Source organism: Paenibacillus sp. FSL E2-0190 (assembly GCF_037992965.1).
In the GTDB taxonomy this organism is placed as follows: domain Bacteria; phylum Bacillota; class Bacilli; order Paenibacillales; family Paenibacillaceae; genus Paenibacillus_AQ; species Paenibacillus_AQ odorifer.
Genome location: NZ_CP150306.1, coordinates 3,657,632 through 3,682,000, shown reverse-complemented (window position 1 = coordinate 3,682,000; position 24,369 = coordinate 3,657,632). Strand labels below are relative to the sequence as shown.

Genomic DNA, 24,369 nt, shown 5'->3' with positions numbered 1-24,369 from the left:
TAGAAATGAAATTGTTATTAAGAAAGATGAGGGTACAGTGCAGGAACGCCACCTGCAAGTCCACCTTGTATCATTCGGCTGTTATCATCTGCAATAATTTCAAAGCTGCCAGATTCTATGCCATTAATAGCTATTTTTGCGATATCTGCAGGGCTTGCTTTGGGGACTTCTAAGCTGGTTGTCATGTCTGTATCCATAAAGCCCACATGTAATCCTGATACTCTTATATTATGAGGATATAGATTTAAACGTAAATCGTTCGTCAATGCCCACTCTGCAGCCTTTGCAGCTGAATAAGCACCTACAGTTCCTGAACTAAACCAAGATAATGCGGAAAGAACATTTAAAATAGATCCTCCCCCATTTTTTTCAATTATTGGTGCAAAAGCACGAACCATGGACAGCGTACCGAAGAAATGCGTATCAAACTCCAAATGTATTTTTTCTACCTCATCGTCCAGCAAACTGGCGCCAGTAGCTGAGCCTGCATTGTTGATTAAAAGCGTCACGTCCTTAGCGAGGATAACAGCTGCTTCAACTTCTTGAGTGTTGGTAATATCAAGCTTTACTGGTATAACGCCTGGAATGTTAATGGTTTCCGGATTTCTTGCACCACCATAAACCTTAGCCCCTCTGGATAAAAGCTCCAGCGTGAGATGGCGGCCAAAACCTCGATTTGCTCCAGTGACAAATGCTACTTGTTCAGAAATTATCATTTTTGTTACTCCTTTTATTCATCGTTTATTCACTATATGGGAATGATCATTCTAAAAAACATATAAGAAGGATCGTTTAAAGAGATCTTTAATCGAGACAAGACTGAGTTATGAGAACAATCATTCTAGAATATGCATAAGCAATTATATTTAAATAATAATTACTTATATAAAAGTTTAATTGATAAATCGGCTATTCGATGTAATTTTTCTTTAGGCACTGAGGTCCTAGTCATTACCCTTAATCCCACAAAAACAGAATGCAGATGTTCCGCTAGATCGTCGGCATTGAAATCCAAGCTAAATTCTTCATCCTGCTGGCCCCACAGAATAATATCTTTGAGCAGCTTCTCTGATAATGTGAACGATTCAATGGACTTCAAATCCACATTGGCATCGCGCATTGCTAATTCCACCGCTGAATTCACCATCAAACAGCCTGAGGGCGAATCTTCTTCACCATTTATTATGAAACTAAAGATAAGCTGGAGTGCCTCAGTTGCAGTCTTGGAACGTTTAACTTCTCTTGAAAGCTCAGCATTCACTTTATCGCGAAAACGGTCCATGGCTTTCAAAAACAGCGTATGCTTGTCGCCAAATGTGTCATATAAACTTCTTCGATGAACTCCCATATGCTCTACAAGATCTGTCAAAGATGTCTTCTCGTAACCCTGTTCCCAAAAAAGCTTCATCGCCTTATCTAATACTTCGTTCTCTTCGAATTCTTTGCTTCTTGCCATTCGATTCCCTCCCTAATAGTAAATGTAACATATTGAGAACGATCGGTAAAGAATAGATTTTCTAATCACTATTAACGATGTGCTCTCTTAGCTTTCTTCTTCACTCCTTCCGACTGGTCTGTGGTGACTTACCTCCGAACGGATCCCTTCCCCATCATAGCGCGACTATGTAGGTAACTTTAAGTCAATAAACCACAATGTAGATACATTTGTGCATTTTTTTTGACACAAATGTATCTACATAAAAAAAAGAAAAGCCTGATTTAACAAGCTTTTGTCGAATAGCTTATGTTGGCACTTTTGTGTCTTTGGACAGTTCGTTATATACATGTCGGTGGACAAGAAGATTGTCTACTTCGGCTACGGTACTTAAAAGGGTAAAGTTAACGGGTGACCGTTAGCTTAATAAAAAGACAGCCGATCATCTAGACGGCTGCGATCGTGTATGGATTGATCGTTCCCCATAAGCGTAATGATGTTGCTTCAGTCTAGAATAACTGCAATCTTATTAACCTGCTCCGTAATTTATAGCGAGGTTACGAACTTCACCTCCGGAAAGCGGCTATCTGGTCCTTTCATTAAGATTCCGTCTTGATTTTTCAGATACATATCGAAGAAATTCAGCATATAGGTATTGGTAACAGAGTCCGCTCTATCGGGCTCAATCTTTCCTGTAATGCCCAGCATTTTGAAAATCGGAGAAATGAACTGTACGTCGGTAAAATTCAAATGCTCCGTATTTTCGATATAGAGGACTTGTCCCCCTTCGTCGACCGCTTTGCGCATCCGTTCAAGCTCCAACTTTTTATCTTCCGTTACTTGATCCTCCCACTCTCTGGTTGAGCCCATACGGTTAATTTCTGCATCCGTGTAGACCTGGTTATCCATCACCATTTTTAATTTTTCGAAATAGCTTTCCGAGTTGAGGAACAAAAACGGCTTTCGCAGTCCCTCTCTTTCACGCAGACGATAAAGCCCTCCATCCAGATCTATGCCAACCGCGATTCGCGGATCGTAAGAAGCGTCATAAGCCGTTGCTCCGCCGATAGAATGACCGAACACCCCGACATGGTCGAGATCAATCCAGCCTTTTAGATGACTTGGAATCTGCCCCGATTGGATAAGCTCGAATTGGTCCAGCACAAACACCACATCTTCGGTTAAAACTTTCCCTAACTTGTCGCGATTTCTGCTTTCCGTCCGATAATTATGGTCAGGCGAGAATAAGTCGTTGGTTGTGCTGGTCGTGATTCGACCGTCCGGAAACTCGGTTGCAAATGTGTTGTAGGTGTGGTCGATCATTGCCACGATATATCCGTGGCTCGCGAGATATTCGGCTTGCGAAGTGTGGAGGAATCTAGAAGAGCCGTTGCCGGGATTCCCAAGGATCAGTGGGTATGAAGTCTGTGCCGTAGAGATTTCCGCCTCCGAATATGCATAACTGGATACGTACTTCAGGTGTTGAAAAGTAAACCCGGGAAGACCATAGTTTGCGGCCATATAACTTAAAATCCGCGTATCGGGAATAAAAGCAGTTCGCTTGCCACTACCAGCTTGAGTCGGATACCATACCTGAACCATCAATTCTCTTTTACCCTCTCTTGCTTTATCAAAAATCTCTTCTCTATTGGTATCCACAAAATGAAACGTTTGCGTTCCTACCTTAAATTCCCCTGTCAGTTCAGGGAGTTTAAATACAGGAAAAGCATACATGAGAACAGCTGTTCCGACCAGCATGATCGCTATAGCGGTATAAGCTGAACCCAACAGGAATCGAGGGATTTTTTGGAAACTGCTTTTTTTAAAATAACTATAACCTGAAATGGCTAAAAAAATGACCGTTATGCAATATGGGAAAAACAGCTGAACTCTGTATCCTTCTACCGTCCAATGAATGACCAGCAAAACTGCGGCGATCCCGCTTGCAACGAATACTGGAATAATACGCTGACCTTTTTTTAATACAACTGTTAATACAAATAAACTGATGTTTGACAAATATAGCAATAATTCAAACAATCTCATCTCAAGTCTCCTTTAAAAAAAATTCATTTTCATTTGTTCCAATCATTCCTACCTAGCTAGCCTAACCCCCCTCCTTTTGCTGCTTCAGTATAAAGACGGTTTCTGAATCCAAAATGTATCAGTTTCGTTTCTGTAAACTGCTTATTAGCTTAATAAAAAGGCAGCCGATCATTTGACCGGCTGCCTTTTTATTTTGATTGAGCTATCGTTTCCCATTATCTTAGCTTAATAGATCACATTCGTAGTCTTAATGCAACCTACCACTTATTCCATTAATCTCCCTTTACTTCATTATCATTCGGAATTAATTCATACAAGGCACGAACATCACACCCGATGGAATCGGCGATCGATATGGCAATTTTGAGTGGCATCACTCTTTTGTTTTCAATAAAGTCGTAAACTCGTTCCGGTTTAAAAAGCAAGTCTTTTGCCAGCCATTCCGCAGACTTCCCGGATTCCATCAATCGTTCATTCAGTAAGCAACGTCCTAGTTCAAATTTCAAGAAGTGATGACCTCCCGCATAAGATAATACTTAACCTTAAGCGTTGTCCATTGCCAGCATGAATATACTTCATAAAGGGTCCTATAACGATGAAGTTCCCCATGTTTCCCGTTAGTTCAATCTGTGGTTTTCCTATTTTTAGCCCAATTTTCCTGTTCACAATTGAGATTAATGATGCATAATAGCACTGTGTAGAAAATCTGCTAAATCCTCATTGCTATATTGATTAATGATGTTCATATCTCTCACTCCGTACATATATAAGCAATAACGCCCCATCTCGTGGTCTATAACATCGTCCACCTTAAGAGTAAGTTAGGTCAGTTTTTATGGAGTATATTGTGTAAACAAGCTTTTGCGCGCTTTTTTATTGTTATAGAACATATGGATTTGGTTTGAATGACAGACTCATTCTTTAAAATAGGGCGTAATCCCTCTTGAATATAGGTTCTCCACTAACTTGAAAAATTCTTCTGACGATAAATCCTTTTGACGCTGGAGCCAAAGACGAAACAAAGAAAGAGCAGTTGTCAGGTAAAACTCAATGAAGTATGGCGTTAAGGATTGGTTTTGAGGAACGTCTAATTCTAATTGATCCAAAGCGATTTCTTTTTTTAAGCGTTTTAAAAAACGGGCACTTCCATAATCACCCAAAAGGGCGTTGAGAACCAGGAGATGTTCTTTTTTGTCCAGACAATTGAGCGTATCTTGAACCGTATCCTTCGATAGCTCTTTATTCGCCAATTCTTTTTTCATGTCATTCAATAAGTCATTTTCAACAGAGTCTAACAATTCGTAAATGTCAGTAAAGTATTGATAAAAGGTGCTGCGGTTATATCCTGACTTATTCGAAATTTCCTGAATCGAAATTTTCTCAATCGGCTTTTGGCTATACAACTCACAAAAAACTTCTACAAATTTTTGTCTCGTTTTCTCCGTTATTTGGGGTTGCTTTTTCATGTTTCCCTCCTACTAGTGAATAAGAATATCATCCGACAAATCATAAAAAACTGATGGTTGATCAAGGAATAATGAAGATTTATAATCACATCATACAACATGTTGTCGGATAATAAAAAGGGAATATTAATAAGTAGAGGTGGTTTATATGTCGGGAAAACAAGATAGAATTTTAATTTTTGGTGCAGGTGTCATCGGGAGCATGTACGCAATAAAGCTTATTGAAGCAGGGTATGACGTTAGCCTGTTTGCACATTCGAATAGATATACATCATTAAGAGAAAATGGCCTGCAGTATATAGAAAAAGGTACAGTTAGATCGATACAAGTGAATGTCATGGATACGCTCGAAAATGACGATGTATACGATTTTATTTTCGTTACTGTTCGTTATGATCGGTCCGAATCAGCATTGTTAGCGCTAAAAGATAATCAAAGCAAAAATATAGTTACGATGATTAGTAATTCAATTGGATTTTCTTCGTGGCTGGATATCGTAGGGGATAGACTTCTACCAGCTTTTCCCGGCTTCGGTGGACAGATTAAAGATGGAGTATTACATGCGCGATTTCTACCAAAGTTTATAGCGGCAACTGCATTTGGAGAAATTAATGGTGCAGTGACAGAACGTATAGAAAACCTCGCAAAACTATTTAAAACAGCAAAGCTTCCCTACGTTATTAAAAAGGATATGCAAGCGTATCTAATCACACATTCCGTATCAGATATTGCCATGTTGAGTTTTTTGCATTCTGAGAATAAGATTATTGACAAAAAAACAGCCAGAACCAGAAAGACGGCACGCAAAATAACAGTCACTTTAAAAGCGTATCTTAGGGAAATACAAAAAGCGGGTGTTTTAATTGATCCTCCAATGCTTAAAATGGTGCTTAAATTTCCAAACTTATTTTTGGATCTTTTCTTTATGACATGGCTACGAACTAAGATGGTTAGGGATATGATGTTGCCGGATTATGCGAATAATGCTAACAATGAGATTGTACAGCTGAGTAATGATTTAATGAAATTTTTAAGTCAACATGATATCAAATCGGAAATACATGTTCAGTAATTTTTTGTTAAAATAGTATGGTATTTTTTAATTTATTTTCATTAAATCCTTCAATCAGGCATTAATCTGAATATGAAAATCTAAATATATAGTTTTTTCGTAGCATCCTTGAATAAACTAACGGGAAATGATAATTGAACAGCGGCAGTCCAAGACTTTATTTATCAAGTCTTGGACTGTCGCTGCTTTATTATCCGGGACAGTCAGCTGATAAACGCATTTCAGTATTCAAAGTTTTACTCACACCTGGGGTGATTCCTATCTTGGTTGTGGTTCTTGCCTGGATGATATGGGGCTGGAACCCTATCTCGGACAGGTTCTGCTTGTTTTTGGAATTATGGCACTGGTGGGAATCTGGGTGATTGGGATTTGCTCTGATATCTCTTGTACTAGGACTTTGGAGTGAGCATGGTACTATTATCTTCATTTCTGTTGCGCTGTGGGGGCTGACATTCGGTGGTGCGGCAACATTGTTGCAGACAGCACTTGCTCAGGCTGCGGGGAAGCAAGGGGTGGATATCGTGATGCCTATCAATACAACGGTTTGGAATCTGGCTATCGCCGGCGCCGGGATATTGGGAGGAGTCCTTCTAAATCAATGGGGCACCACCTCCTTTCCTTGGGCACTCCTGCTTCTCTTGCTTCTTGCTCTGTTTGTTGCCTGGTGTGCTAAAAGGCATGGATTTCGTCCATCCCAGATCCGTTAAGTAATCCGATTGCCATCCGTCTGCTATTGACTGTGAATTGTTCTTGCACGATCGTGGCAATCATTCATCGATTTGCACCACTGAAAATCATAAAATGCACCACCAAAAACCATAAATTACATTAGATCGATATGTGAACCAGGCGGAATCATGAATTTCGTCAGGTTTTTTCTGCATTCTGGCTTTTGTTAAATAAAAGTAGTCCAGGTAAAAATAAATGTATTATGTAACGAAGTATAAGTATACTTTACATTTGTTAAAAATCAGTTTATAATTTGATTCAAGAGGTGATGGTCATGAAGAAAGATTTCGGTGATTCGATATCCAATAAGGTTTATGAATATCGTGTACTTGCCAGAATGTCTCAGCAAGAATTAGCAGAGAAAGTCGGGGTTTCCAAACAAACCATTTTCGTAATGGAAAAAGGAAATTATGTGCCGACTCTGCTATTGGCTTTTCGAATTGCCGATTTTTTTAATGTTGATGTAAACGATGTTTTTACTTATTTGAAAGGAAATGATCAAAATGAAAATTAAGTCTATTTCTGATATCCATAACGCAATTTTTCACCCTTTAAAGTCCTGGGCTGAGCAATCTACGGGAAATTGGAATATTCTCATTGGAGTAGGTTTTTTACTGCTCATGGGTAGTGCGATTTTTACCTATGTATTTTATAAGAAGATTGGGCAAGACGATGAACGGACAAATAAAATCTTTTTGAAAAGCAGTTACTTTATGCTGTTGACAATTATTCTATGTGACATGATTTTTCCTAAAGAGTATATGTGGAACATCTTTTTCTTGTTCAAATATACGCTAGCGTTTTTAGCTGGTGGAATTTACATGGCCATCCAGTATAAAAAGGATTTGTCGTAAGGAAGGGTCAGAGCGAGGACCAGCTAAGGATGAGGATTAGACAATGCTGATAAATATGCTAACTAAGTGATATGGAAGTTCAATAGGTGCAATCGGGTTGTAAAATAAATTGCTAAAATCAAAAATATCCTTTTATGTTCCTTCCCCCCTCTGCTTCTAGCGGCAATGGTTACATGTTCTTGTCCTTTGATCGCGACAAGAACATGTATTTATAAATCAAAAAAACCGCGCTCTGCCCCACCTCTTATGAGACTATTATACCGTTGAGTGTATACAAACCATGTAATGCTTGCTGTTAATAATGCTGAAGAAATCAAGGCTGTAAGAACACTATATGTTTGCCAAATAAGTATCGTTGGCCAATCTAATGCACAGCACATTATACACAGGGCAATCGTAGCCATCAGCAAAATAGCTGTTACGATTATTCGCTTTTTAGTCATTGGCTGCCGCCCATTCATTTTTCTTCTGCGTAATCCTAAGAGAAAGAACAGAACGGCCAATAGGCAAAAAATAATTGTGGTAGACGATAAAATGATGTCCAAAAGCTGTGTGCCGCTTATTTCATATGACTGCCTTAGATTGCCGTCTAATATCTCTTTAACTTTTAGTACCATGCTTCTATTGATATTTGCGCCGTTGGTCAGCAAGCACAGGGCTGTTCGTTCATTTGGCAGTATGACCACTTCGGTTCCAAAATTGGGATTTCCCCCTGGGTGCTCTATAATCGTTTGGTTGGCGTTTACCGTCCAGCCCGCCGCATAATACATTTCGTTGACAGCCGGAACAGACATATCACCCTGATGTGATTTTTCAATAACCGTATGGAATATTTCGGGTATGTCCTTCACAATACCCATCTGTATGCCCATCCAACGCGCCATATCTTTTGTACAAGAAATGATGTAGCCTGCGGGTTTATTCCCGGAAAAATCCGGCGCGTTATATGGAGTTGTCATAAAAAAGGAAGAACGGTAGCCCTGTGCCAACTGTCCGGTGGCTTGAGCATCTTCTTTATAAACATACGTCTGGTGAAGACCTAACGGCTGAAATACCTGTTCCCTCATAAAGTCTTCATAGCTTTGTCCCGACACAATCTCAATAACCAAACCCAATACGTCATAATTAACGGTCCCATAGTTGTACTGTTCACTGGGAGGGAACGCCAACTCAACATCTACCAGCATTTCCACAGTCTTTTGCAGCAAATCTGGTGTATTGCCTTGTGGAATATTTTGAGAATGCTTACCATTTGTTAGGCCGCTAGTATGGTGAAGAAAGTTATTGAGTGTAAGGCTTTGCATATCAACAGGTTTTCCTTGATACTTTAACGTAAACCAAGGTAAATATTTTTGGACAGTGTCAGTCATTGACAGCAGCCCTTGTTCCTCCAACAGCAGAATACCCATGCCGGTAAAGGCTTTACTGACCGAGGCCAGTTCATATAGTGTGTTCTCACTTGCAGACAACCCACTTTCACGGTCTGCATACCCGGAAGAAAAGTAGAAAATTTCATCATCAGCTAGTATCGAGATTGACATTCCCGGCACACCTGATATACGACTGGCATCATCCAACAACGTCTGTATTGCCACAGATTGCGTATCTGACAACGACGCATAACTTTGTGTTGCGAATCCTGAGAATACGATAAGTATCGTTATTACACAAACAATAGTCTTTTTCATAAACTCTCCATTTCGAAAAAAATATGCGAGGATAATATAAACAACCAGTAGTACGCCTTATCTGCCTAATGCGTCGCTCCATTATACTTAATGCTAGACGTTCAATGATTGGATTACTATTGTAAAATTCACAGACCCATGTATATTATTTCTTGTTTCGCAAAAAAGACCCCTCTGATTACTTAGCGGAAAGGTCAATGGTTTAAATCTTATGTCTACAATTTTTCTGCTTCATCATTACTATTTTATTAGGTATCAGCGTTGGTCTAACGGCAAAAAGAAAGGAGACTAACCAAAATGGCTAGTCTCCTTTCTTTTATAAAAATTTCACCCTATAATGATAAAGCTCAGTGTAGGCAAGCTTCATTAATCTTTCCATGTTACCTGCCATCCATATGACTGAAGTTTAAAGTATTTATTAAACTCCGCGACTACGGACTTCGCATTCTCTTTCGATGTTGCATGAAATATAGTTATATCGACTATATTACAGTCTGAAATTTCCTCCAAACCTTTAAGTCTTGATGCATCTACTCCAATCTGCTTTAGACTCATACAATTTTTGAGTATTGTTAAATCTCCAACCGGATAAGTGAACTGCTTTAATTTCTTCAATTCTCCTATAACCTCTATATGTGATTCATCTATTGCACAGCTATCTGTCTCAAAAACCGTTAGATTCTTTAAAGCTTTTAAGAATGATAAATGTGGTATTGTCACTTGTTTGAGCTCTAGTTTTATTAACTTACTAAGGTTTGAAATATAAAGCAGGTCGCCAACCTCCATTTCTTCTAAACTTAGTTCCTTCAAATTTTTTATAGTTCCTATTAATCCCCTATCAATTGAGTTCATTCTACATAATCTCAAACTCTTTAATTTCTTTATATCTTTCAGTGTATGTATATCTTTTAATGGAAGTCCTATTAATGTTAGCTTCCTTAACCCATCTAAAGAAACTAAGTACTTCAAATCAGACTCTTTAAAAGCTTCTGATCCTATCACAAGTTCTGCTAAAGAAGCCAAGCGTTGAAGTACATCAAAATTAGTAATTCCATCCGCATGTATAATAAGTTCTTTAAGATTAACCATATGGGTTAAAATATCCAAAGATATTGCTCCGTATTTTTGAGCTTGATCAGCTCTAATAAATACCATTCTCTTTTTTTTCAATGTTTTTGAAGATACAAAACCACTTTCAACATCGTCTTTAAAATACTCTTCCCAAAATCCGCTTACAGGGATAAGGCTGTTCTCTTCGATATTCAAATTAGTCAAAGCCAAAATATCATCTAACAAACTTCCACTTTCACGGGATAATATGATTACATCTTCTTCTTCACGAATACCAATACTACTATTTCTGAGACTCGAATCGATAAATTCAAAGAAATGTCCCAAACTTTCTGCAATAACATAGGAAAAATGAGAATTATGATCTATCGTGATAATTTGCCCATAAACGCCCTTTTCTCCGGGGTCTAAATCTATTGCCAAAAATGAGCCACCACCATCTTCAGCAAAAGGAATCCAGCCTTCTCTGTAGTTCCCGTCTTTTATTACATCTGATTTGCTGGATATAATATCGTAAGCTGATTCCAAAAGGGACTTCCAGTTACTTACTATCGATTCAATGTTCATCCAACCAAGACCAGCCATAACGCCAAAAATCTGCTCTCCTTCTCCATTAGAATTCATGTATAACTTTCTGAAATCTTCTGGAAATTTGCAGTTCATCTTGCTCTCGAAAAGATTTATTTCTGATTCCTCAACTGCTGGATTCAGTAATTCCTCTACATTTGGTATATGCGATTTTAATGTCTCGATAAGTAAACACTCTTCTTTTTTATTAGCTAATGACATATAGTGGCCCCCCTTCTACAGAGTCATAATAGTTTCAGTAAACATCCTTGGTTGATCATCTATCATTTTGTTATGATTCATCTTCAACAGTTCCATAAATAATTAATTCTATCTTACATATGGAGCATCTATTTCCCGATTTAGCAATATCGTATCATGAATTTGTAAATATTGTTGTATTAAGTCATATGAAAAAAACTAAGAGTCATCTTAGGGGTTAATTTTATCTCTATATAAACTTCATTCACAACTAATTTTCACCCTATTTAATGGTACGGTTCAGCGTAACATCTATAGAACGCAGACACCTACACAAACACCTGCACCATTGTCTCCACAAGCCGCGTTGGGTACGATTAATGCTTACTACGTTCAGCAAGCTGGCGATGCGCCTGACCACTCAATATTTGACACTACTGGAGTAACAGATGTTACTCCGTCGAACTTAACCTATGTTGATTATGCATTGAGCGTGGACGAGACATCTCCATGGACAGTACTTGAAATTCAAGAGATTGTTAATGAAGTTCATTCAGGACTCGTATTGACAGCGATCGGCACGGGGCTTTCCCATGCCGTTTTGAATTCCATTTTTATTCCCGTTCTTACCTTTGAGCTTAACTTAATGACCTTGCCTGTTTGGGTGTCCTTATTGTTTTTCTAAGTTTTGCTTGCTAAGCGACTCTATTCAGCATCATTCTGCTCTTCCAGCCATCTCAAAATCGCTTGGTTTGTTTCTTCCGGCTTTTCTTGCTGGATCCAATGACCGCAATCCAGATTGACCACTTCTGCATTAGGCACGAACTTTGTCAGGTTTTCAGACCTCTGGACCGTATCCCGGTCACCATAGATCATGAGGGTCGGCTGTACCATGAAAATGAAGGGGGTTGCGATTTTGGATGAGCTGTTTCATCCCTTCTTCATTTAGCGATTTGATTTATGCCTCGCATTTAAAACGTTCTGACTTTTGATGAGAATTAAACCCTAATTGATTGAGAAATACAGTAGCTCCTCTCTCCTATAGATCAGGGAAACAATAGACCCAGATTTATGCAGTACCAAAAATCCTTTTAACCATTCTTTTGTTATTTATATTTCCTTATTCTGTAATATATTTTTTGCAATGTTGAAATTTTAGCCCTTCTTCAGATGAAGCGATCAATATTCCAAGCCTTCTTAATCGTGTTTCTTCTTTCTTGGCGCTCATTACCCACCAGATTGAATCTCTTTTATAGGATGGTGATAAATTAGTGAAGAATAGCCAGGCTGTTTGATTTGCCTTGATTTGTTCTTCATATTCTTTGGCAAGTTCCACGTTTCTTTGTTCAGAGGAATAGCCTTGTGCATCGGTTCTGTTGTTAAAGACGTGCATTCCTTCTGGTCTCATCTTTCCAAACTGTATTAGTGCTTTTACCTTCTTTACGTTCACAGCACTCCATACACTATTTACTTTGCGCGGAGTAAAGCGAATCTTATAGCTTTGTTTATCAATGGTTTTTCGTATACCGTCAATCCACCCAAAACAAAGAGCGGCATCTACTGATGCAGACCAAGTAAGGCTTGCACGACCTGTACTTATCCCAAAATAGCCCACCCAAATTTCACTAGCTTCAGCATGATGTTCTTCTAACCAATCGTTAAACTCTTCTTGGTTGTTGAAAAAAACTACATCTCCCATTGTTCCAGCCATTTTAAAATCGCTTGGTTTGTTTCTTCCGGCTTTTCTTCCTGGATCCAATGACCGCAATCCAGATTGACCACTTCCACATTGGGCACGAACTTTGTCAGGTTTTCAGACTTCGCAACCACATCCCGGTCGCCGTAGATCATGAGGGTCGGCTGCTGGATGATTGGGTTCACTTTCGCCAATAAGCGCCAGTTGCGGTCAAGGTTCCTGTACCAATTTATGCTGCCCGTGAACCCTGATGTTTCAAAAGCGGAGACGTAAACAGCCAGCTCGCTTTCGCTCAATACGGGCTCACCGAGCGGTGTTTCTGCTCTGGCGAGATTGATCAACGCCATACCTGGCTCAGGTGCTCTGAGAGGCTCGTTCTTCCGGTACAGGTTGCGAAGGAACCTGTATGTATTGTCTTCGAATACGGCGTCCGCGACGCCTGGCTGTCGATTGAAGTGGACGAAATAGAAATCGCCGCCAAGTATTTCTTCCATGAACTCGATCCAGGGTTTTTCTCCACGCTCTTGGTAAGGCAAGCTCAGATTTATCACTTTATTGACGCGGTTTGGATGCAACAAGGTCAGTCCCCAAACGACGAATGCACCCCAGTCATGACCGACAAAGGTAGCGTCCTCGTATCCATAGTGATCGAGAAGCGCGATGAGATCACCCGACAAGTGTTCAATGTCATAGTCTGTTACTTCGGTCGGACGGGATGAGTTGCCGTAACCCCGCTGGTTGGGGACGATGACATGGTAGCCCGCTGCGGCAAGTGCGTCCATCTGATGGCGCCAAGAAAAGGCATGCTCTGGCCAGCCGTGGCAGAGTACAATAGGTTTTCCTGCGTTTTCTCGGCCTGCTTCAAACACTTCGAGTTCCACACCGTTGGCTGAAATAAGGGTGGGCTTGGGAAAATCGATTGGATTAAACATTGAATTAAAACCTCCTTCTTGTGATACTTGTAGTATAATGAATAAAAGGTGACATCTAGGTGTCACCTTTCTGAAATCATGTAAAAAAAGAGGGCAATTATGGACAAAGTGGAGAGACTCATTTCGATTATCATGATATTGCTGAAAAAAGAGGTTGTTTCTACAACGGAATTCTCACAACTATTCAATGTCTCCAAAAGAACGATCCTTCGCGATATGGAAACATTGAGCTTATCGAACATCCCGATCTACTCTGTCAATGGGGTCAAAGGGGGCTACGGCATAATGGATGAATACAAGGTTGATAAACGCCTTTTAAGCAGCTCCGATTTACAGAATATATTAACTGCGCTCGGCGGATTGGAACAAATCCTCCGTACTGAAGAAGTTGAAAGAACGATAAAAAAAATAGAGGCAATGGTTAGTCCATTGTCTCTAAATCGTTCCATTCAACTGTCGTTTTATGATTGGGAAGGTCGGTCCGAGATTCTTGAAACCTTAAAGACATATCAAGAATCCATTTCAAAAAAGAGGCTGGTTTCGTTTGATTATACAGATAAGGACGGGGCTGTAACGAATAGAATGGTCGAGCCCTATGAGCTGCATTTTAGCGAATCGAGTTGGTACTTGAAAGGATTCTGTTTACATCGACAGGGATATCGAACTTTCAAGTTATCTCGGATCGATCATATTACTATGGATGAACGCGCGTTTCATCCTAGAGACGATTGGTCAGAGCAAGTACACGAAGCAAATTATCTACCTGAATTCGTCACGATTAAGGCCTGGATATCGCCTAGCATAAAAGATCAAATCATCGAAAGGTATGGTCGAAGAAGTATTGAAGACCATAATTCTGGATTTTTATTAGCAACCATTTATGTCCCACAAAATCGTATGGGATTTCAACTTTTAGCAAGCTTCGGCACTCATCTAAAAGTTGTAGAGCCCAAAACCTATGTTGAAGACTTTCGAAATTATTTATATCAAATGATGGAGAACTATTCCTGATATATTTAGCATTAAAGCTTCAACCTTCAACTCAACTTTTCACCCTATTTATGGTACGGTTCAGCCCGATTTGTCTTCACCGTGTGATACATCTGTTCCAAGATTTCAGCCACGTTTAGATTCTATTGTGATTGTGCGCCTGAGTCTGAACCAGCTGATCTTCTCAACTGCTGTGTTGCGGTCCCCATCTGCAGTTTCCGGGCAATCTGCTTGTTGCGCATTCCTCTGATACCTTCAATAGTCCTCCTTGCTTCATTTAGAGTTATATATACTGGTTCTCTCAAATTAATCACGTAATCTAGTGCTCCGAATAATAAAAAAAGCCCGCAAGCTAGTTACCTGCGGCTGTGAATTTAGGATATGTTGTTATTTATTATTATCTCTCCCCTCTGCAACAAGCCTTAGCCCACTTTCATGGAGTTAGTTGCTTGTGGAAGCTACACCAAAGGCTATACGCGTTGAATCGTGGCTATCATGACACCGGCAAATCCAATGCCTAACTGCACCAGTATTTCCGTGCGCCTAGGAGGACACGCTATGCGATTTTCAAGTGGCAATCGCCTCCTTCTGTTCCTTAGCTTTTGGAAATCCTTGATCCACACCTTGTTCTCTACGATTATCACGCAAGAGCTCGTACGTCACATACACCGGTCGCCCTGTTCGTGGTTCCAGCATAATCTCGGCATCAATGGCAAATACCTCACGCAGCGTCCGTACCGTCATTACACGCTCTGGCGAACCATGCTCCACCACCTGACCCTCACGAATCGCCACCATATAGTCGGAGAAGCGTGCTGCCAGATTCAGGTCATGCAGCACCATCACAATCGTCACCTGTTGACTGCGATTTAGTTCATAGAGCAGTTCCAGCACTTCAAGCTGATGCGCCAGGTCCAGATAGGTTGTGGGTTCATCCAGCAGGATCAGATCGGTTTGCTGGGCGAGCGCCATCGCAATCCATACGCGCTGACGCTGACCGCCAGATAGCGTATCGACCTCACGATGCTCAAACGCTGTAAGCTGTGTAACCGATAGGGCCCAGGCTACTACTTGCTTATCCTCTTTGGAGAGCTTGCCGAAGCCCCGTTGATGTGGAAAACGCCCATAGGCGATTAATTGACCGACCGTCAAACCGCTCGGTGCGGTCGGCGTCTGCGGCAGAATCGCCATCTGCTTGGCCACTTCCTTGGTGGACAGCGTACGGATATCGGCGCCATTCAGATAAACCGTACCATTATTCGTCTTGAGCAACCGACCGACTGCCTTTAGTACGGTTGATTTGCCGCATCCATTGGGACCAATAATCGAGGTAATCTGTCCACGCGGAATCTGCAAGTTCAGTTCTTTTACGATAAGCGTGTCATTATAGGCAATATCGATTTGTTGCGCTGTAATACTTTCCATGACGTCCTCCTAATTGGCCTTCGATAGTAAATAAAGAAAGTACGGAACACTGATGACCGTAATGACGATTCCCGTCGGCACATCTCCCCCCAAGCTAACCGTGCGCGTAATCGTGTCAGCCAGCACCACGACTAATCCTCCGGTCAGGCTGGCAGCCGGAACGAGCAATTTGTGATCGGGCCCGACCAGTTTTCTTGCCACATGCGGAGCGATCAAGCCAACGAAAAAGAAGCTTCCGCCCACGGCCACACTGCCAGAGGATAAAGCAACCGCAGCGATCGACAACCCCAAAAACTGCCGCTTCACGGCAAGACCCAGCCCTTCTGCCGTCTGATTGCCCAGATGGAGGGTGTTAAGTATGCGAGACTTGTAGAAAATATAGCCGAGTAAAATCAAGACCCATGGTGCCAGTACGGAAATATAACGCCAATCAGCGCCCCATAAGCTTCCCGCCAGCCAATGCAGCATGAAATCCATCTGCGAATCATTCAGCTTGAGAGTCAGGAAGGTGGTCAGCGCTTCATACCCGCTTCCGAGTGCGACCCCGGTTAAGATCAAACCGATTGGCGAAATATCTCGCCCACGGCGATACGATAATAAGAAGATCAATCCCGCCGCCAATAATCCGCCAACAAAGGCCAGTAGTGGTAGGGCAATAAAGGAGCCCTTTCCTGTCGATGCGATGAATACGACGAAGAACAGGACAAACAAACCCGATCCCGAACTAATCCCCAGCGTCCCTGGACTAGCCATGTCATTACGCAGCAAACTCTGCATCACGACCCCAGCCGCTCCCATTCCCAGACCTACCAAGATCGACAGTGTGATTCGTGGCAGGCGAAAATCGAACACGATCAGATTTTGCTTATCTGTACCGTTTCCGAGGAGAACATTCAGCACTTCTAGCGGTGAAAGATTCATTTTGCCAGAATTCATGCTAATGACAGCAAAAATAAGGATGAGCACCATAAGCACTATATTGACGATAATGCCCCTTTGCACCGTATAACGCTGCTTGATCATTCAGATTCCCTCCTTTGCTTGCGAGCCAGGAAGAGAAAGTACGGCACACCAATGATAGAAAATATAATACCAATCGGTGTTTCGAACGGCTTATTGATCAAGCGGCCAGCCAGATCGGCCGACACGGTCAGCAACGCACCATATAGTGCAACTGCCGGAATAATGTAACGATAGTCGACACCGACCATGTATCGCACAATATGTGGGGTAATCAGACCAACAAACCCGATAGGACCAACTAAGACAACAGCTAATCCAGTCAGCACGAGCACGATAATCGTCGATAAACCTTTGACCAGTCCGCTACGAATACCGAGTCCACTTGCCACATCATCCCCCAAACTGAGCAGTGTAACAGAAGGAGATAGCGCCAGCGCCAGCAGTACACCACCAACAAATAGCGGTGAGATGATCAGCAATTCCCCCCACTTGACCCCCGCTGTACTGCCTGCCGTCCAGAATGCTAATGCTCGACCCAGATTATAATTGATCGCTAAATACTGACTGAGTGCGCCAAATAGCATAGAGATGGACAGTCCTGCCAGTACCAGCCGCTGAGGCGTCATCCCGCGCTTGCCCAGTGACGCGATGAAGTAAGTGATCCCGGTCGCGAGTGCTGCTCCCAGACAAGCAAACAGCATCATATGCCCATACGAATAACCCGGCAGAAAGGCCAGGCAAAGAGCAATCGCGAATGCTGCACCAGAGCTGATGCCCATCAGCCCGGAGTCAGCCAGCGGATTTCGCGTCGTTCCCTGCATAATAGCCCCACATACCGCAAGGCTGCATCCGACGATCAGATCGGCTACGGTACGCGGAAGACGTAGGGTTTGTATAATTTGATGCTCAGTGAGCGTTGGATCAAATCGGAAAATAGCCTCCCATGCAGTCGCTAACCTCATGTCGGCGGCGCCGAAGCTAATCGACGCCGCCGACATGAGAACCGTTAATCCAAGCCCTACCACCATGTACATGGTGAAATTCACCGCCCCACGGAGTTTTTGTTCAGGCTTGTTTTTCATTACGCTTTCCTTTCCTTACCTACTGATAGTCATATTTACAAATTGGAGTACTTCTTTTTACCTCGTCAAAATCCTTATCTAGCCATAGCCAGCAATTGATTTACAATATGATCAATCAATGCACTGGAAGTCATTATATCCGTGGACCAAGATAGCGATGTACCCACCGATATGATCCGATTATGTTGCACAGCAGGTAGCGATTTCCAGACCGCATTATCAGTAGGGACTTCCGTATCTCCTATAGCGATTAGATAATCCCCTATGTAAGCAGCCAAGACCTCCATAGAGATATCTCCCCAATATTTATCTGTGTCAATAATATCAGTTTGAACTTTTGAAGGTGCCTTCATTTTAAGTCCATTATAAACAAGCTCGCCAACCGCATGCTTGGCTCCAGCGATGTAGTTACTTTTATCACTGAATTCCCCCATAGTAATCGTCACGTCTGAAAGACCTGCATTCTGAAGGGCTAGCTTCGCTTCTTCTATTTTTCCGGCATAAGCACTCAGAACAGCCTTAGCCTCTTCCTGCTTGTTCAAAACATCACCAATAAAATGTATCCGCTCTTCTGTAGTCATATCACCATAAGGGACATAAATTGTCGGGGCAATTTTGGATAAATCTTCATAATTTTCATCGCCCCATGCTAAAATGATCAGATCAGGCTCAAGAGTCATGACATCTTCAGGCTCCATAGCTATTTTAATAGAGTCTGTAATCTGGTTAGCAAAAACAGCCTCTTTCCCGTCCCTTGCCGCTCTCGCCACCCCTAAAGGAGTTACACCTAGGGCCACCACATCACCAACCAAATAATCGACTACAACACGCTGAGGGTTGTTCGGTACCTTAACGTCACCCTTTACTGTGGATATCGTTCTCGTCTGCGAGACTGCTTCTGAAGCTTCCGGTTGTGTCGTCTGTTGTGTCTGCGCAGGGTTTGAATTCACCGTTCCCCCGTTATTCGATGGCGTTCCCGACGCACATGCCGACAATAACAGCATCAAGCTCATCGTCGCCGCCAAGATCATTTCTTTACTTCTTACTTTTCCAAACATGGTTGATTCCCCTTCTCTATAAGACTGGACTAGACCCGCTAGTTCCCTCTCATAGTAAAGAAAATGAGAATCATTATCAATACCATCAACCTGCATAGATAGTGCGTTTATTTTCCGATAATCACTTGGTGTCATCTTGTAATACTTCTTAAACATCCGAAACAGATTTTTCTCATCTGCAAAACCAGATCCTGTTGCGATCTCTTTAATGGTTGCTTCTGTATGTTTCAAGTCATGGCAGGCAGCTTCAATCCTTCTCTGAATGAGGTACTCCTGTAAGCTCATGCCTTCCTTTTTTTTGAACAGCCGCGTCAATTGCCCGCCACTGATCCCAAACATATCAGCAATTTCTTGGAACATAATCGGCTGCATGTAATGTTTATCGAGATATATCTTGGCAGAACAGGCTGGATCTGGCTGGAGATACCGAATCTCCCCACTCTCAAAATCTCTGTACACCCCATGTATCAATTGATATAGAAAACTTTTGGCCTGCAACTGATCCATCGCTTTGCCGCGGTTCCAGCCATTCATCATCTGTTGAAACCAATCGAGTAGCAAGATAGGATTACTTGGTGTATAACCATACTGTTGAACAAATGGATTTACTTCCTCGAGTAATTGCTGCAGGTGCCTCTTGAAAAAAAGAGGTAATTCTGCTTTATAAAATACCATAAAGGTCTTCACATTCTCCCCTTTAGGCGAAATACTGAGCAGGCTCCCCTTCCCTCCGTGAACTAAACCAAAGCGTTCCATTCCAAATGTGGTTTCATTCAGTTGAATTTGTGCTTCTCCTCCACATGCATAGATAAACATGCTACTAGGCATTTTATACTGCTCCAACGGGTATTGGGACGCTACATTCTGAAAACGTACATCTATTAATGTAATGATCGAACGTGTCCAAATGTGGGCCATCGTATCGATCATCTCCGGTGTAAATACCTGGCTTGCTGCTGCTTCGTCTTGCATCTATCTGCGCTCCTTCATCTCACCTTTTGCAATTTATATATCACCTATCAATTCAATTGATATTGATTATCAATATCATAATTAATGAGGTAAGTATATCATCATTAAGTGACATTGGGGACAAGTTCTTGCCCTAAACAAAAGACAAGCACTTGTACCGATAAAAAAAGCCGCGCACAGCGCGGCATCCCGTGAGACTATGTTCTTGTCCTCTGAGCGAAGAATTGTTTCTATACTCTCAGTAGAAGATATTATTTACAGCTAAATATTCCGAAGCAGTGAAAGATTTAGTTCCGCTCTCCCTAAGTAGCCGCTGCAGATAACGGGGCGGTTAATGATTTCATACATTTTTTTAAGATCCGAAATGTACTCTTGGCTCCAAGTTTCAAAAGAATCGAATTCCGCCTTAGAAATTTGATGGTACTCCGGGGAGTCGGTTACCCCCGTAAGGACCTCATATGCATAAATATTATCGCCAAACTTTCCTACTGATTGGTATCTTCCTGTTTTCAGGCAGATATAATCGGTATATTTCACGGTCATCCCTCATCCTGTCATTGATTTCCTCAAGTCCATTAATTTAATCTTGTATAAATCTAACTCCGCAGCAACTCGTCCCGCGCTTCCGTCAGTGCTAACCCCAGCAGATTTCTGCCCCGCCATTTCATGGGATTCTCAGCATCCGGATTGGACTGGCCCATGCCGATCCCCCAAATACGGTCCCGCGGGCTAGCCTCGACGAGGATGCGGTTCTTCGTCGAGTTAAGATAATCGTTAAGCTTCGGATTCTGCGAAAATTTGGCCAAGCTGGCTCTTTTGACGATGCTGTAACATTCCTTATCCCAAATATCTTTGTCAAAGTTTTGGACCGCACGTCCAAAAGCCTTCATCTCCTTTGGATGCTTAGCTTTAAGGATGGACTCCAGCATTTCGTCATCGCCGAACAACCTTGCCTTCTCGGCCATCATAAACTGCTCGGCGCATGAGTACTGCGTTCCCTCTACCGTGAACGGGCACATCCACCATTGGCTGAAGCAGCTTTTATCAACGCTCCCGTCCTTAGGCGGTGTATGTCCCCAAAAAAACACGAATTTGAACTTTTTTCCCTCGTTATATGCTTTTCTTAACTCATCGATATTGTAAATCATCGTTAACCCTCCAAATTTCTCCGATATAAGCGGGATGGTCTATGCCCCGCATTTTCGGTATAATGATCGGTCTCCATTACAAGATCGGCTACTTTACGCCGGAAGGCCGCCTTCAACAGCTCTTTATCCATAATTACCTCATAAACCTGCTGCAGTTCCGTCAAGGTAAAAAGCTTCGGCATCAAGTGCAGTGCAATATCGGTGTAATTCACTTTTCCCCGTAACCGATCAATAGCGCATGCTATGATCTTCGCATGGTCGAAGGCCAATCCGTCATTCGATACGATCTCATAATCCGTGCCAGTCGATGTAGTCTTCGCTGTCATAGTCCTCGCCACGACCGCCGAAAGTACTTCTTCTTCACTGCTTAGTTTGAGTTCGTACTCCAGCGTCTTGATGTATCCGTCCACAATCAGTTCTTTTTGCTCCCGCAGCGGCCGATAGGATACCTTGAACCAGGCGGCGTCTGCTGCATCATCTCCTGCCTTTAACTCCAACTTGTCGCTGTTAATCAGAGCCATATAGCTGCAGCTTATTACCCAGGTTCGTGGGTCGCGCCCGATATCACTGAACGTATACAGCTGCTCCAGATAAACATCTTCCACGCCGGTTTCCTCGCATAGTTCCCTTACTGCTGCCTGCTCAGTCGTCTCATTCGGCCGGACAAAACCGCCAGGCAGCGCCCATTTGCCCAGGAAGGGGTGAGCCCCCCGGCGAATTAGTAGGACGCGTAGCTCTTTTTCTGGTAGTTTGCGATAACTGTCAGCCTCGTCTTCCGTCACAGTGAAGATAACCATATCCGTTGTCACTGAAGGCCGCTCGTAATCCCCTGCTCTGTATTGCTCCAAAAATTCGCGTTCCATAAGTCCATCCTTATCCAACAAATCCAAGTGGGTACGCCTCCTTTATATTTGATTTAACCGTTCAGCTCTCCGAAATAGTTCCCGTAGGGCTCGAACTTCGCCAACACTTCATCAACCCTGCGAATACGTTCCTCCAGACTCCCCCGCAGCGTAATATAGGGGATCCGCCGCTCCTTCAAATCCGCGATAATCTGTTTATGAAAGATATGCCGCTTCTGATCCCCGCTGCGGTCCCACGTATCGTCGTAAGGAATATCGTCAGCGCATAAAAAGAACAGATCATAACGTTGCGCGTTCTCCAGAGCGATGCGGGTTAACAGCTCGGGGGCCCGGCCGTGGTAATCCAGGGCGAACATATACGTCGTGATCGCATTGGTATCGACGAACAGAACCCGGTTCGCCGCATGCATTGCCTGTTCTTCGCGCTCGATATGACCCACTGCGATTTCATCGAACGCTTCCAAGCCGATTCGGCGGTCCACCTGATGTTCGGTCCAATAATCACGTCCGTATTCGCTCGCAAACGTCGTGCAATATCGCCGTGCCAGCGCTTCGGTGATCGTCGACTTACCCGTCGACATTGCTCCAACGAACACCACTTTCGTGATCAAATCCCGGTACACGATATCACTTACGAACTCCCTGTACTGATATGGATTGGAACGGACCATCGTTGCTGAGATCGGGACCCGTTCTCGGGCTTCATCCACCCGCCGGTCTATTGCACCCAAAGCGAGACTCATATGTTTGCCGTAGAATTCGCTCGAGTAAAAATGCGTTACTTGCTCTCCGTTCAGCAAACCGAGTATATACTGTTCTTCCCGAACCTCATGCTCCCTGTCATCCGAATACCCATCCGGACCATCCCAAGCTTCGATTACCCGGACTTCCGGATAGAGCCTGCGAATCCAATTTGCCCGGACATGAAGCGGGATCGGAGTGACTGTCGTTTCGTAAATGACTAGGATCAATTCATCGACCTCTTGTAGCGCCGTTTCAATCATGAACTGATGACCTTTATGCAGCGGGGCAAACTTCCCCAGTGTTAGTCCAAGCGTGTTCATGCCGCCACCTCCTTCGCCCCTTTATTCCAAATATAGTACCCGTAAACTGCGTTGACCAGATACGCGCTCCACATCACGATCATCAGTAGGCCTTCCCCGCTGCCCTCCAGCATGCGAATCGCCCACAGCAGCACCGTAAAGAGATTTAGCACGATATAGACCAGCCATTGTTCCTTGAATCTTCTAACCATTAAGAAGGTCGCCACAACAGACAGCACCGTTGTAGTGGCATCAATGTAAGGCGAATTCTGTCCCGGAATGAACGAAAGCCCAAATCCGAGCAGCAAACAGCCGATTACACAGACCATCCCAACGAGGAGCAGTCTTCTAAGATCCATCTGCCGCATGGTCAGTCTACCGTCTTTTTGGCGATTATTTTTCCACATGTAGAAGCCAATAACATTCATTGGAACAAAGAATAGCAGATTCAGCAAAACCTCTCCAAACAAACCGTTAATATAGGCCAAATAAGCATAACCGATGGTATTGTACATGCCGAAAACATAGCTCATCAGGTTGCCCTTCGCTGCAAGCACCACGCATAACACCCCAGTAATAAATACCGTGAATCCGAATAAAGAGTCCTTTGTAATCACTGTAAACCCGACAGCGATTGAGGTAAATAGTATCAACCACGTAATTTCGAACAGATTCCAGTTAGCCGCCACCTTTTTCATCTTGCATCCCTCCGCTTTTTCCACTCATTCATAGAGCGAAAAAAATTAGTTGTACTTAGTATCGTTGTGATAATAACATATTGTTACTATCAAAAGTAACAGAAAATTCTGCGAAGGGCAAGCAAATTTTTCCTATTTCCACAGACAGGTACTTATTTAAGGCTTCTCAACAGAACTAACTTTAAATTTGTAAAAATAAAAAGAAACCCCTATTAAAAGGGATTTCCTCTAATCTTGTTCAACTAACGTACCAATAGGTGGACTGTTTTTTAAGGTTTACTATTCCGTCTTTCTACTCAAATAAATAATCACCCTCTTTTTCTAAGAGAAGAGGTAAATACTGAGCTACCATTTCAGTAAACACGAAATC

Annotated in this window: 25 protein-coding genes; 6 read left to right on the top strand and 19 right to left on the bottom strand. The window is 42.5% G+C overall.

Annotation, left to right across the window (positions count from 1 at the left end):
* Nucleotides 1–17: 17 nt before the first annotated feature.
* From NST25_RS15965 to NST25_RS15945, 5 genes are all read right to left on the bottom strand, one after another.
* Nucleotides 18–716: an SDR family oxidoreductase gene (locus NST25_RS15965; protein ID WP_340391788.1), complete on the bottom strand. Its 699-nt coding sequence runs from the start codon at nucleotides 714–716 to the stop codon at nucleotides 18–20.
* Nucleotides 717–877: 161 nt separating this feature from the next.
* Nucleotides 878–1,456 (bottom strand): TetR/AcrR family transcriptional regulator, encoded by a 579-nt coding sequence (locus tag NST25_RS15960; protein WP_076133021.1) that lies wholly within the window; start codon nucleotides 1,454–1,456, stop codon nucleotides 878–880.
* Between the two features lie 525 nt (nucleotides 1,457–1,981).
* A complete protein-coding gene (locus NST25_RS15955; protein ID WP_340391786.1) occupies nucleotides 1,982–3,481 on the bottom strand; it encodes a dienelactone hydrolase in 1,500 nt (499 codons plus the stop codon).
* 272 nt (nucleotides 3,482–3,753) lie between these two features.
* The gene (locus tag NST25_RS15950; protein WP_076106729.1) at nucleotides 3,754–3,987 is read right to left on the bottom strand and encodes a transcriptional regulator; all 234 of its coding nucleotides are present in this window, start codon (nucleotides 3,985–3,987) and stop codon (nucleotides 3,754–3,756) included.
* 408 nt (nucleotides 3,988–4,395) lie between these two features.
* The gene (locus NST25_RS15945; protein ID WP_340391784.1) at nucleotides 4,396–4,947 is read right to left on the bottom strand and encodes a TetR/AcrR family transcriptional regulator; all 552 of its coding nucleotides are present in this window, start codon (nucleotides 4,945–4,947) and stop codon (nucleotides 4,396–4,398) included.
* Between the two features lie 148 nt (nucleotides 4,948–5,095).
* Between NST25_RS15945 and NST25_RS15940 the strand changes: the two genes are divergently transcribed.
* The 4 genes from NST25_RS15940 (at nucleotide 5,096) to NST25_RS15925 (ending at nucleotide 7,602) form a co-directional block, all read left to right on the top strand.
* On the top strand, nucleotides 5,096–6,019 hold the full coding sequence (locus NST25_RS15940) for a 2-dehydropantoate 2-reductase N-terminal domain-containing protein (protein ID WP_340391782.1): 924 nt from the start codon (nucleotides 5,096–5,098) through the stop codon (nucleotides 6,017–6,019).
* 362 nt (nucleotides 6,020–6,381) lie between these two features.
* Nucleotides 6,382–6,726 carry a hypothetical protein gene (locus NST25_RS15935; protein WP_340391781.1) on the top strand — a complete coding sequence of 115 codons (345 nt, stop codon included), beginning with the start codon at nucleotides 6,382–6,384 and terminating at the stop codon, nucleotides 6,724–6,726.
* 296 nt (nucleotides 6,727–7,022) lie between these two features.
* Entirely contained in the window at nucleotides 7,023–7,262 is a 240-nt protein-coding gene (locus tag NST25_RS15930; protein WP_036677000.1) for a helix-turn-helix transcriptional regulator, read from the top strand.
* Nucleotides 7,252–7,602 (top strand): DUF2178 domain-containing protein, encoded by a 351-nt coding sequence (locus NST25_RS15925; protein ID WP_339187151.1) that lies wholly within the window; start codon nucleotides 7,252–7,254, stop codon nucleotides 7,600–7,602. The genes NST25_RS15930 and NST25_RS15925 overlap by 11 nt, the downstream gene beginning before the upstream one ends.
* A 209-nt stretch (nucleotides 7,603–7,811) precedes the next feature.
* On the opposite strand, the gene NST25_RS15920 is transcribed toward NST25_RS15925, so the two are convergent.
* Together NST25_RS15920 and NST25_RS15915 are read right to left on the bottom strand one after the other, a co-directional pair.
* Nucleotides 7,812–9,290 (bottom strand): serine hydrolase domain-containing protein, encoded by a 1,479-nt coding sequence (locus tag NST25_RS15920; protein WP_340391778.1) that lies wholly within the window; start codon nucleotides 9,288–9,290, stop codon nucleotides 7,812–7,814.
* 366 nt (nucleotides 9,291–9,656) lie between these two features.
* Nucleotides 9,657–11,150, bottom strand: coding sequence for an SMI1/KNR4 family protein (locus NST25_RS15915; RefSeq protein WP_340391776.1), 1,494 nt, complete (start codon nucleotides 11,148–11,150; stop codon nucleotides 9,657–9,659).
* 346 nt (nucleotides 11,151–11,496) lie between these two features.
* Between NST25_RS15915 and NST25_RS15910 the strand changes: the two genes are divergently transcribed.
* A complete protein-coding gene (locus tag NST25_RS15910; protein ID WP_340391774.1) occupies nucleotides 11,497–11,814 on the top strand; it encodes a hypothetical protein in 318 nt (105 codons plus the stop codon).
* A 20-nt stretch (nucleotides 11,815–11,834) separates the two neighbouring features.
* On the opposite strand, the gene NST25_RS15905 is transcribed toward NST25_RS15910, so the two are convergent.
* The 3 genes from NST25_RS15905 to NST25_RS15895 form a co-directional block, all read right to left on the bottom strand.
* The gene (locus NST25_RS15905; RefSeq protein WP_217696906.1) at nucleotides 11,835–12,005 is read right to left on the bottom strand and encodes an alpha/beta hydrolase; all 171 of its coding nucleotides are present in this window, start codon (nucleotides 12,003–12,005) and stop codon (nucleotides 11,835–11,837) included.
* A gap of 244 nt (nucleotides 12,006–12,249) precedes the next feature.
* Nucleotides 12,250–12,840: a YdeI/OmpD-associated family protein gene (locus tag NST25_RS15900; RefSeq protein WP_232061375.1), complete on the bottom strand. Its 591-nt coding sequence runs from the start codon at nucleotides 12,838–12,840 to the stop codon at nucleotides 12,250–12,252.
* On the bottom strand, nucleotides 12,816–13,757 hold the full coding sequence (locus tag NST25_RS15895; RefSeq protein WP_076179403.1) for an alpha/beta hydrolase: 942 nt from the start codon (nucleotides 13,755–13,757) through the stop codon (nucleotides 12,816–12,818). The genes NST25_RS15900 and NST25_RS15895 overlap by 25 nt, the downstream gene beginning before the upstream one ends.
* Before the next feature lie 99 nt (nucleotides 13,758–13,856).
* On the opposite strand from NST25_RS15895, the gene NST25_RS15890 reads away from it, so the two are divergent.
* Nucleotides 13,857–14,768, top strand: coding sequence for a YafY family protein (locus tag NST25_RS15890; protein ID WP_076126589.1), 912 nt, complete (start codon nucleotides 13,857–13,859; stop codon nucleotides 14,766–14,768).
* Nucleotides 14,769–15,314: 546 nt separating this feature from the next.
* Here the strand turns inward: NST25_RS15890 and NST25_RS15885 are convergent.
* The 9 genes from NST25_RS15885 to pnuC form a co-directional block, all read right to left on the bottom strand.
* Complete coding sequence (locus tag NST25_RS15885; RefSeq protein ID WP_076190254.1) at nucleotides 15,315–16,172, bottom strand: ABC transporter ATP-binding protein; 858 nt, start codon at nucleotides 16,170–16,172, stop codon at nucleotides 15,315–15,317.
* Between the two features lie 9 nt (nucleotides 16,173–16,181).
* A complete protein-coding gene (locus tag NST25_RS15880; protein ID WP_076279725.1) occupies nucleotides 16,182–17,195 on the bottom strand; it encodes an iron ABC transporter permease in 1,014 nt (337 codons plus the stop codon).
* Entirely contained in the window at nucleotides 17,192–18,133 is a 942-nt protein-coding gene (locus NST25_RS15875) for an iron ABC transporter permease (protein WP_312149973.1), read from the bottom strand. Before NST25_RS15875 ends, NST25_RS15880 begins: the two co-directional genes overlap by 4 nt.
* 158 nt (nucleotides 18,134–18,291) lie before the next feature.
* Nucleotides 18,292–20,247 carry an AraC family transcriptional regulator gene (locus tag NST25_RS15870; RefSeq protein ID WP_076126581.1) on the bottom strand — a complete coding sequence of 652 codons (1,956 nt, stop codon included), beginning with the start codon at nucleotides 20,245–20,247 and terminating at the stop codon, nucleotides 18,292–18,294.
* Between the two features lie 261 nt (nucleotides 20,248–20,508).
* Nucleotides 20,509–20,784, bottom strand: coding sequence for a hypothetical protein (locus NST25_RS15865; protein WP_076126580.1), 276 nt, complete (start codon nucleotides 20,782–20,784; stop codon nucleotides 20,509–20,511).
* 59 nt (nucleotides 20,785–20,843) lie between these two features.
* The gene (locus tag NST25_RS15860) at nucleotides 20,844–21,395 is read right to left on the bottom strand and encodes an NADAR family protein (protein WP_339187136.1); all 552 of its coding nucleotides are present in this window, start codon (nucleotides 21,393–21,395) and stop codon (nucleotides 20,844–20,846) included.
* Between the two features lie 2 nt (nucleotides 21,396–21,397).
* Nucleotides 21,398–22,285 carry an NUDIX domain-containing protein gene (locus NST25_RS15855; protein WP_339187135.1) on the bottom strand — a complete coding sequence of 296 codons (888 nt, stop codon included), beginning with the start codon at nucleotides 22,283–22,285 and terminating at the stop codon, nucleotides 21,398–21,400.
* Nucleotides 22,286–22,311: 26 nt separating this feature from the next.
* Nucleotides 22,312–23,322, bottom strand: a complete 1,011-nt coding sequence (locus NST25_RS15850) for an AAA family ATPase (protein WP_339187132.1) — start codon at nucleotides 23,320–23,322, stop codon at nucleotides 22,312–22,314.
* Nucleotides 23,319–23,999: a nicotinamide riboside transporter PnuC gene (gene pnuC / locus NST25_RS15845; protein WP_248548662.1), complete on the bottom strand. Its 681-nt coding sequence runs from the start codon at nucleotides 23,997–23,999 to the stop codon at nucleotides 23,319–23,321. Before pnuC ends, NST25_RS15850 begins: the two co-directional genes overlap by 4 nt.
* Nucleotides 24,000–24,369 lie beyond the last annotated feature (370 nt).

Coding starts and splice junctions, on each gene's coding strand:
- NST25_RS15925 (WP_339187151.1), top strand. CDS start 7,252: ATGAAAATTAAGTCTATTTCTGATATCCATAACGCAATTTTTCACCCT.
- NST25_RS15960 (WP_076133021.1), bottom strand. CDS start 1,456: ATGGCAAGAAGCAAAGAATTCGAAGAGAACGAAGTATTAGATAAGGCG.
- pnuC (WP_248548662.1), bottom strand. CDS start 23,999: ATGAAAAAGGTGGCGGCTAACTGGAATCTGTTCGAAATTACGTGGTTG.
- NST25_RS15915 (WP_340391776.1), bottom strand. CDS start 11,150: ATGTCATTAGCTAATAAAAAAGAAGAGTGTTTACTTATCGAGACATTA.
- NST25_RS15900 (WP_232061375.1), bottom strand. CDS start 12,840: ATGGCTGGAACAATGGGAGATGTAGTTTTTTTCAACAACCAAGAAGAG.
- NST25_RS15905 (WP_217696906.1), bottom strand. CDS start 12,005: ATGATCTATGGTGACCGGGATACGGTCCAGAGGTCTGAAAACCTGACA.
- NST25_RS15895 (WP_076179403.1), bottom strand. CDS start 13,757: ATGTTTAATCCAATCGATTTTCCCAAGCCCACCCTTATTTCAGCCAAC.
- NST25_RS15850 (WP_339187132.1), bottom strand. CDS start 23,322: ATGAACACGCTTGGACTAACACTGGGGAAGTTTGCCCCGCTGCATAAA.
- NST25_RS15885 (WP_076190254.1), bottom strand. CDS start 16,172: ATGGAAAGTATTACAGCGCAACAAATCGATATTGCCTATAATGACACG.
- NST25_RS15940 (WP_340391782.1), top strand. CDS start 5,096: ATGTCGGGAAAACAAGATAGAATTTTAATTTTTGGTGCAGGTGTCATC.
- NST25_RS15920 (WP_340391778.1), bottom strand. CDS start 9,290: ATGAAAAAGACTATTGTTTGTGTAATAACGATACTTATCGTATTCTCA.
- NST25_RS15870 (WP_076126581.1), bottom strand. CDS start 20,247: ATGCAAGACGAAGCAGCAGCAAGCCAGGTATTTACACCGGAGATGATC.
- NST25_RS15860 (WP_339187136.1), bottom strand. CDS start 21,395: ATGATTTACAATATCGATGAGTTAAGAAAAGCATATAACGAGGGAAAA.
- NST25_RS15890 (WP_076126589.1), top strand. CDS start 13,857: ATGGACAAAGTGGAGAGACTCATTTCGATTATCATGATATTGCTGAAA.
- NST25_RS15875 (WP_312149973.1), bottom strand. CDS start 18,133: ATGTCGGCGGCGTCGATTAGCTTCGGCGCCGCCGACATGAGGTTAGCG.
- NST25_RS15930 (WP_036677000.1), top strand. CDS start 7,023: ATGAAGAAAGATTTCGGTGATTCGATATCCAATAAGGTTTATGAATAT.
- NST25_RS15880 (WP_076279725.1), bottom strand. CDS start 17,195: ATGATCAAGCAGCGTTATACGGTGCAAAGGGGCATTATCGTCAATATA.
- NST25_RS15945 (WP_340391784.1), bottom strand. CDS start 4,947: ATGAAAAAGCAACCCCAAATAACGGAGAAAACGAGACAAAAATTTGTA.
- NST25_RS15955 (WP_340391786.1), bottom strand. CDS start 3,481: ATGAGATTGTTTGAATTATTGCTATATTTGTCAAACATCAGTTTATTT.
- NST25_RS15965 (WP_340391788.1), bottom strand. CDS start 716: ATGATAATTTCTGAACAAGTAGCATTTGTCACTGGAGCAAATCGAGGT.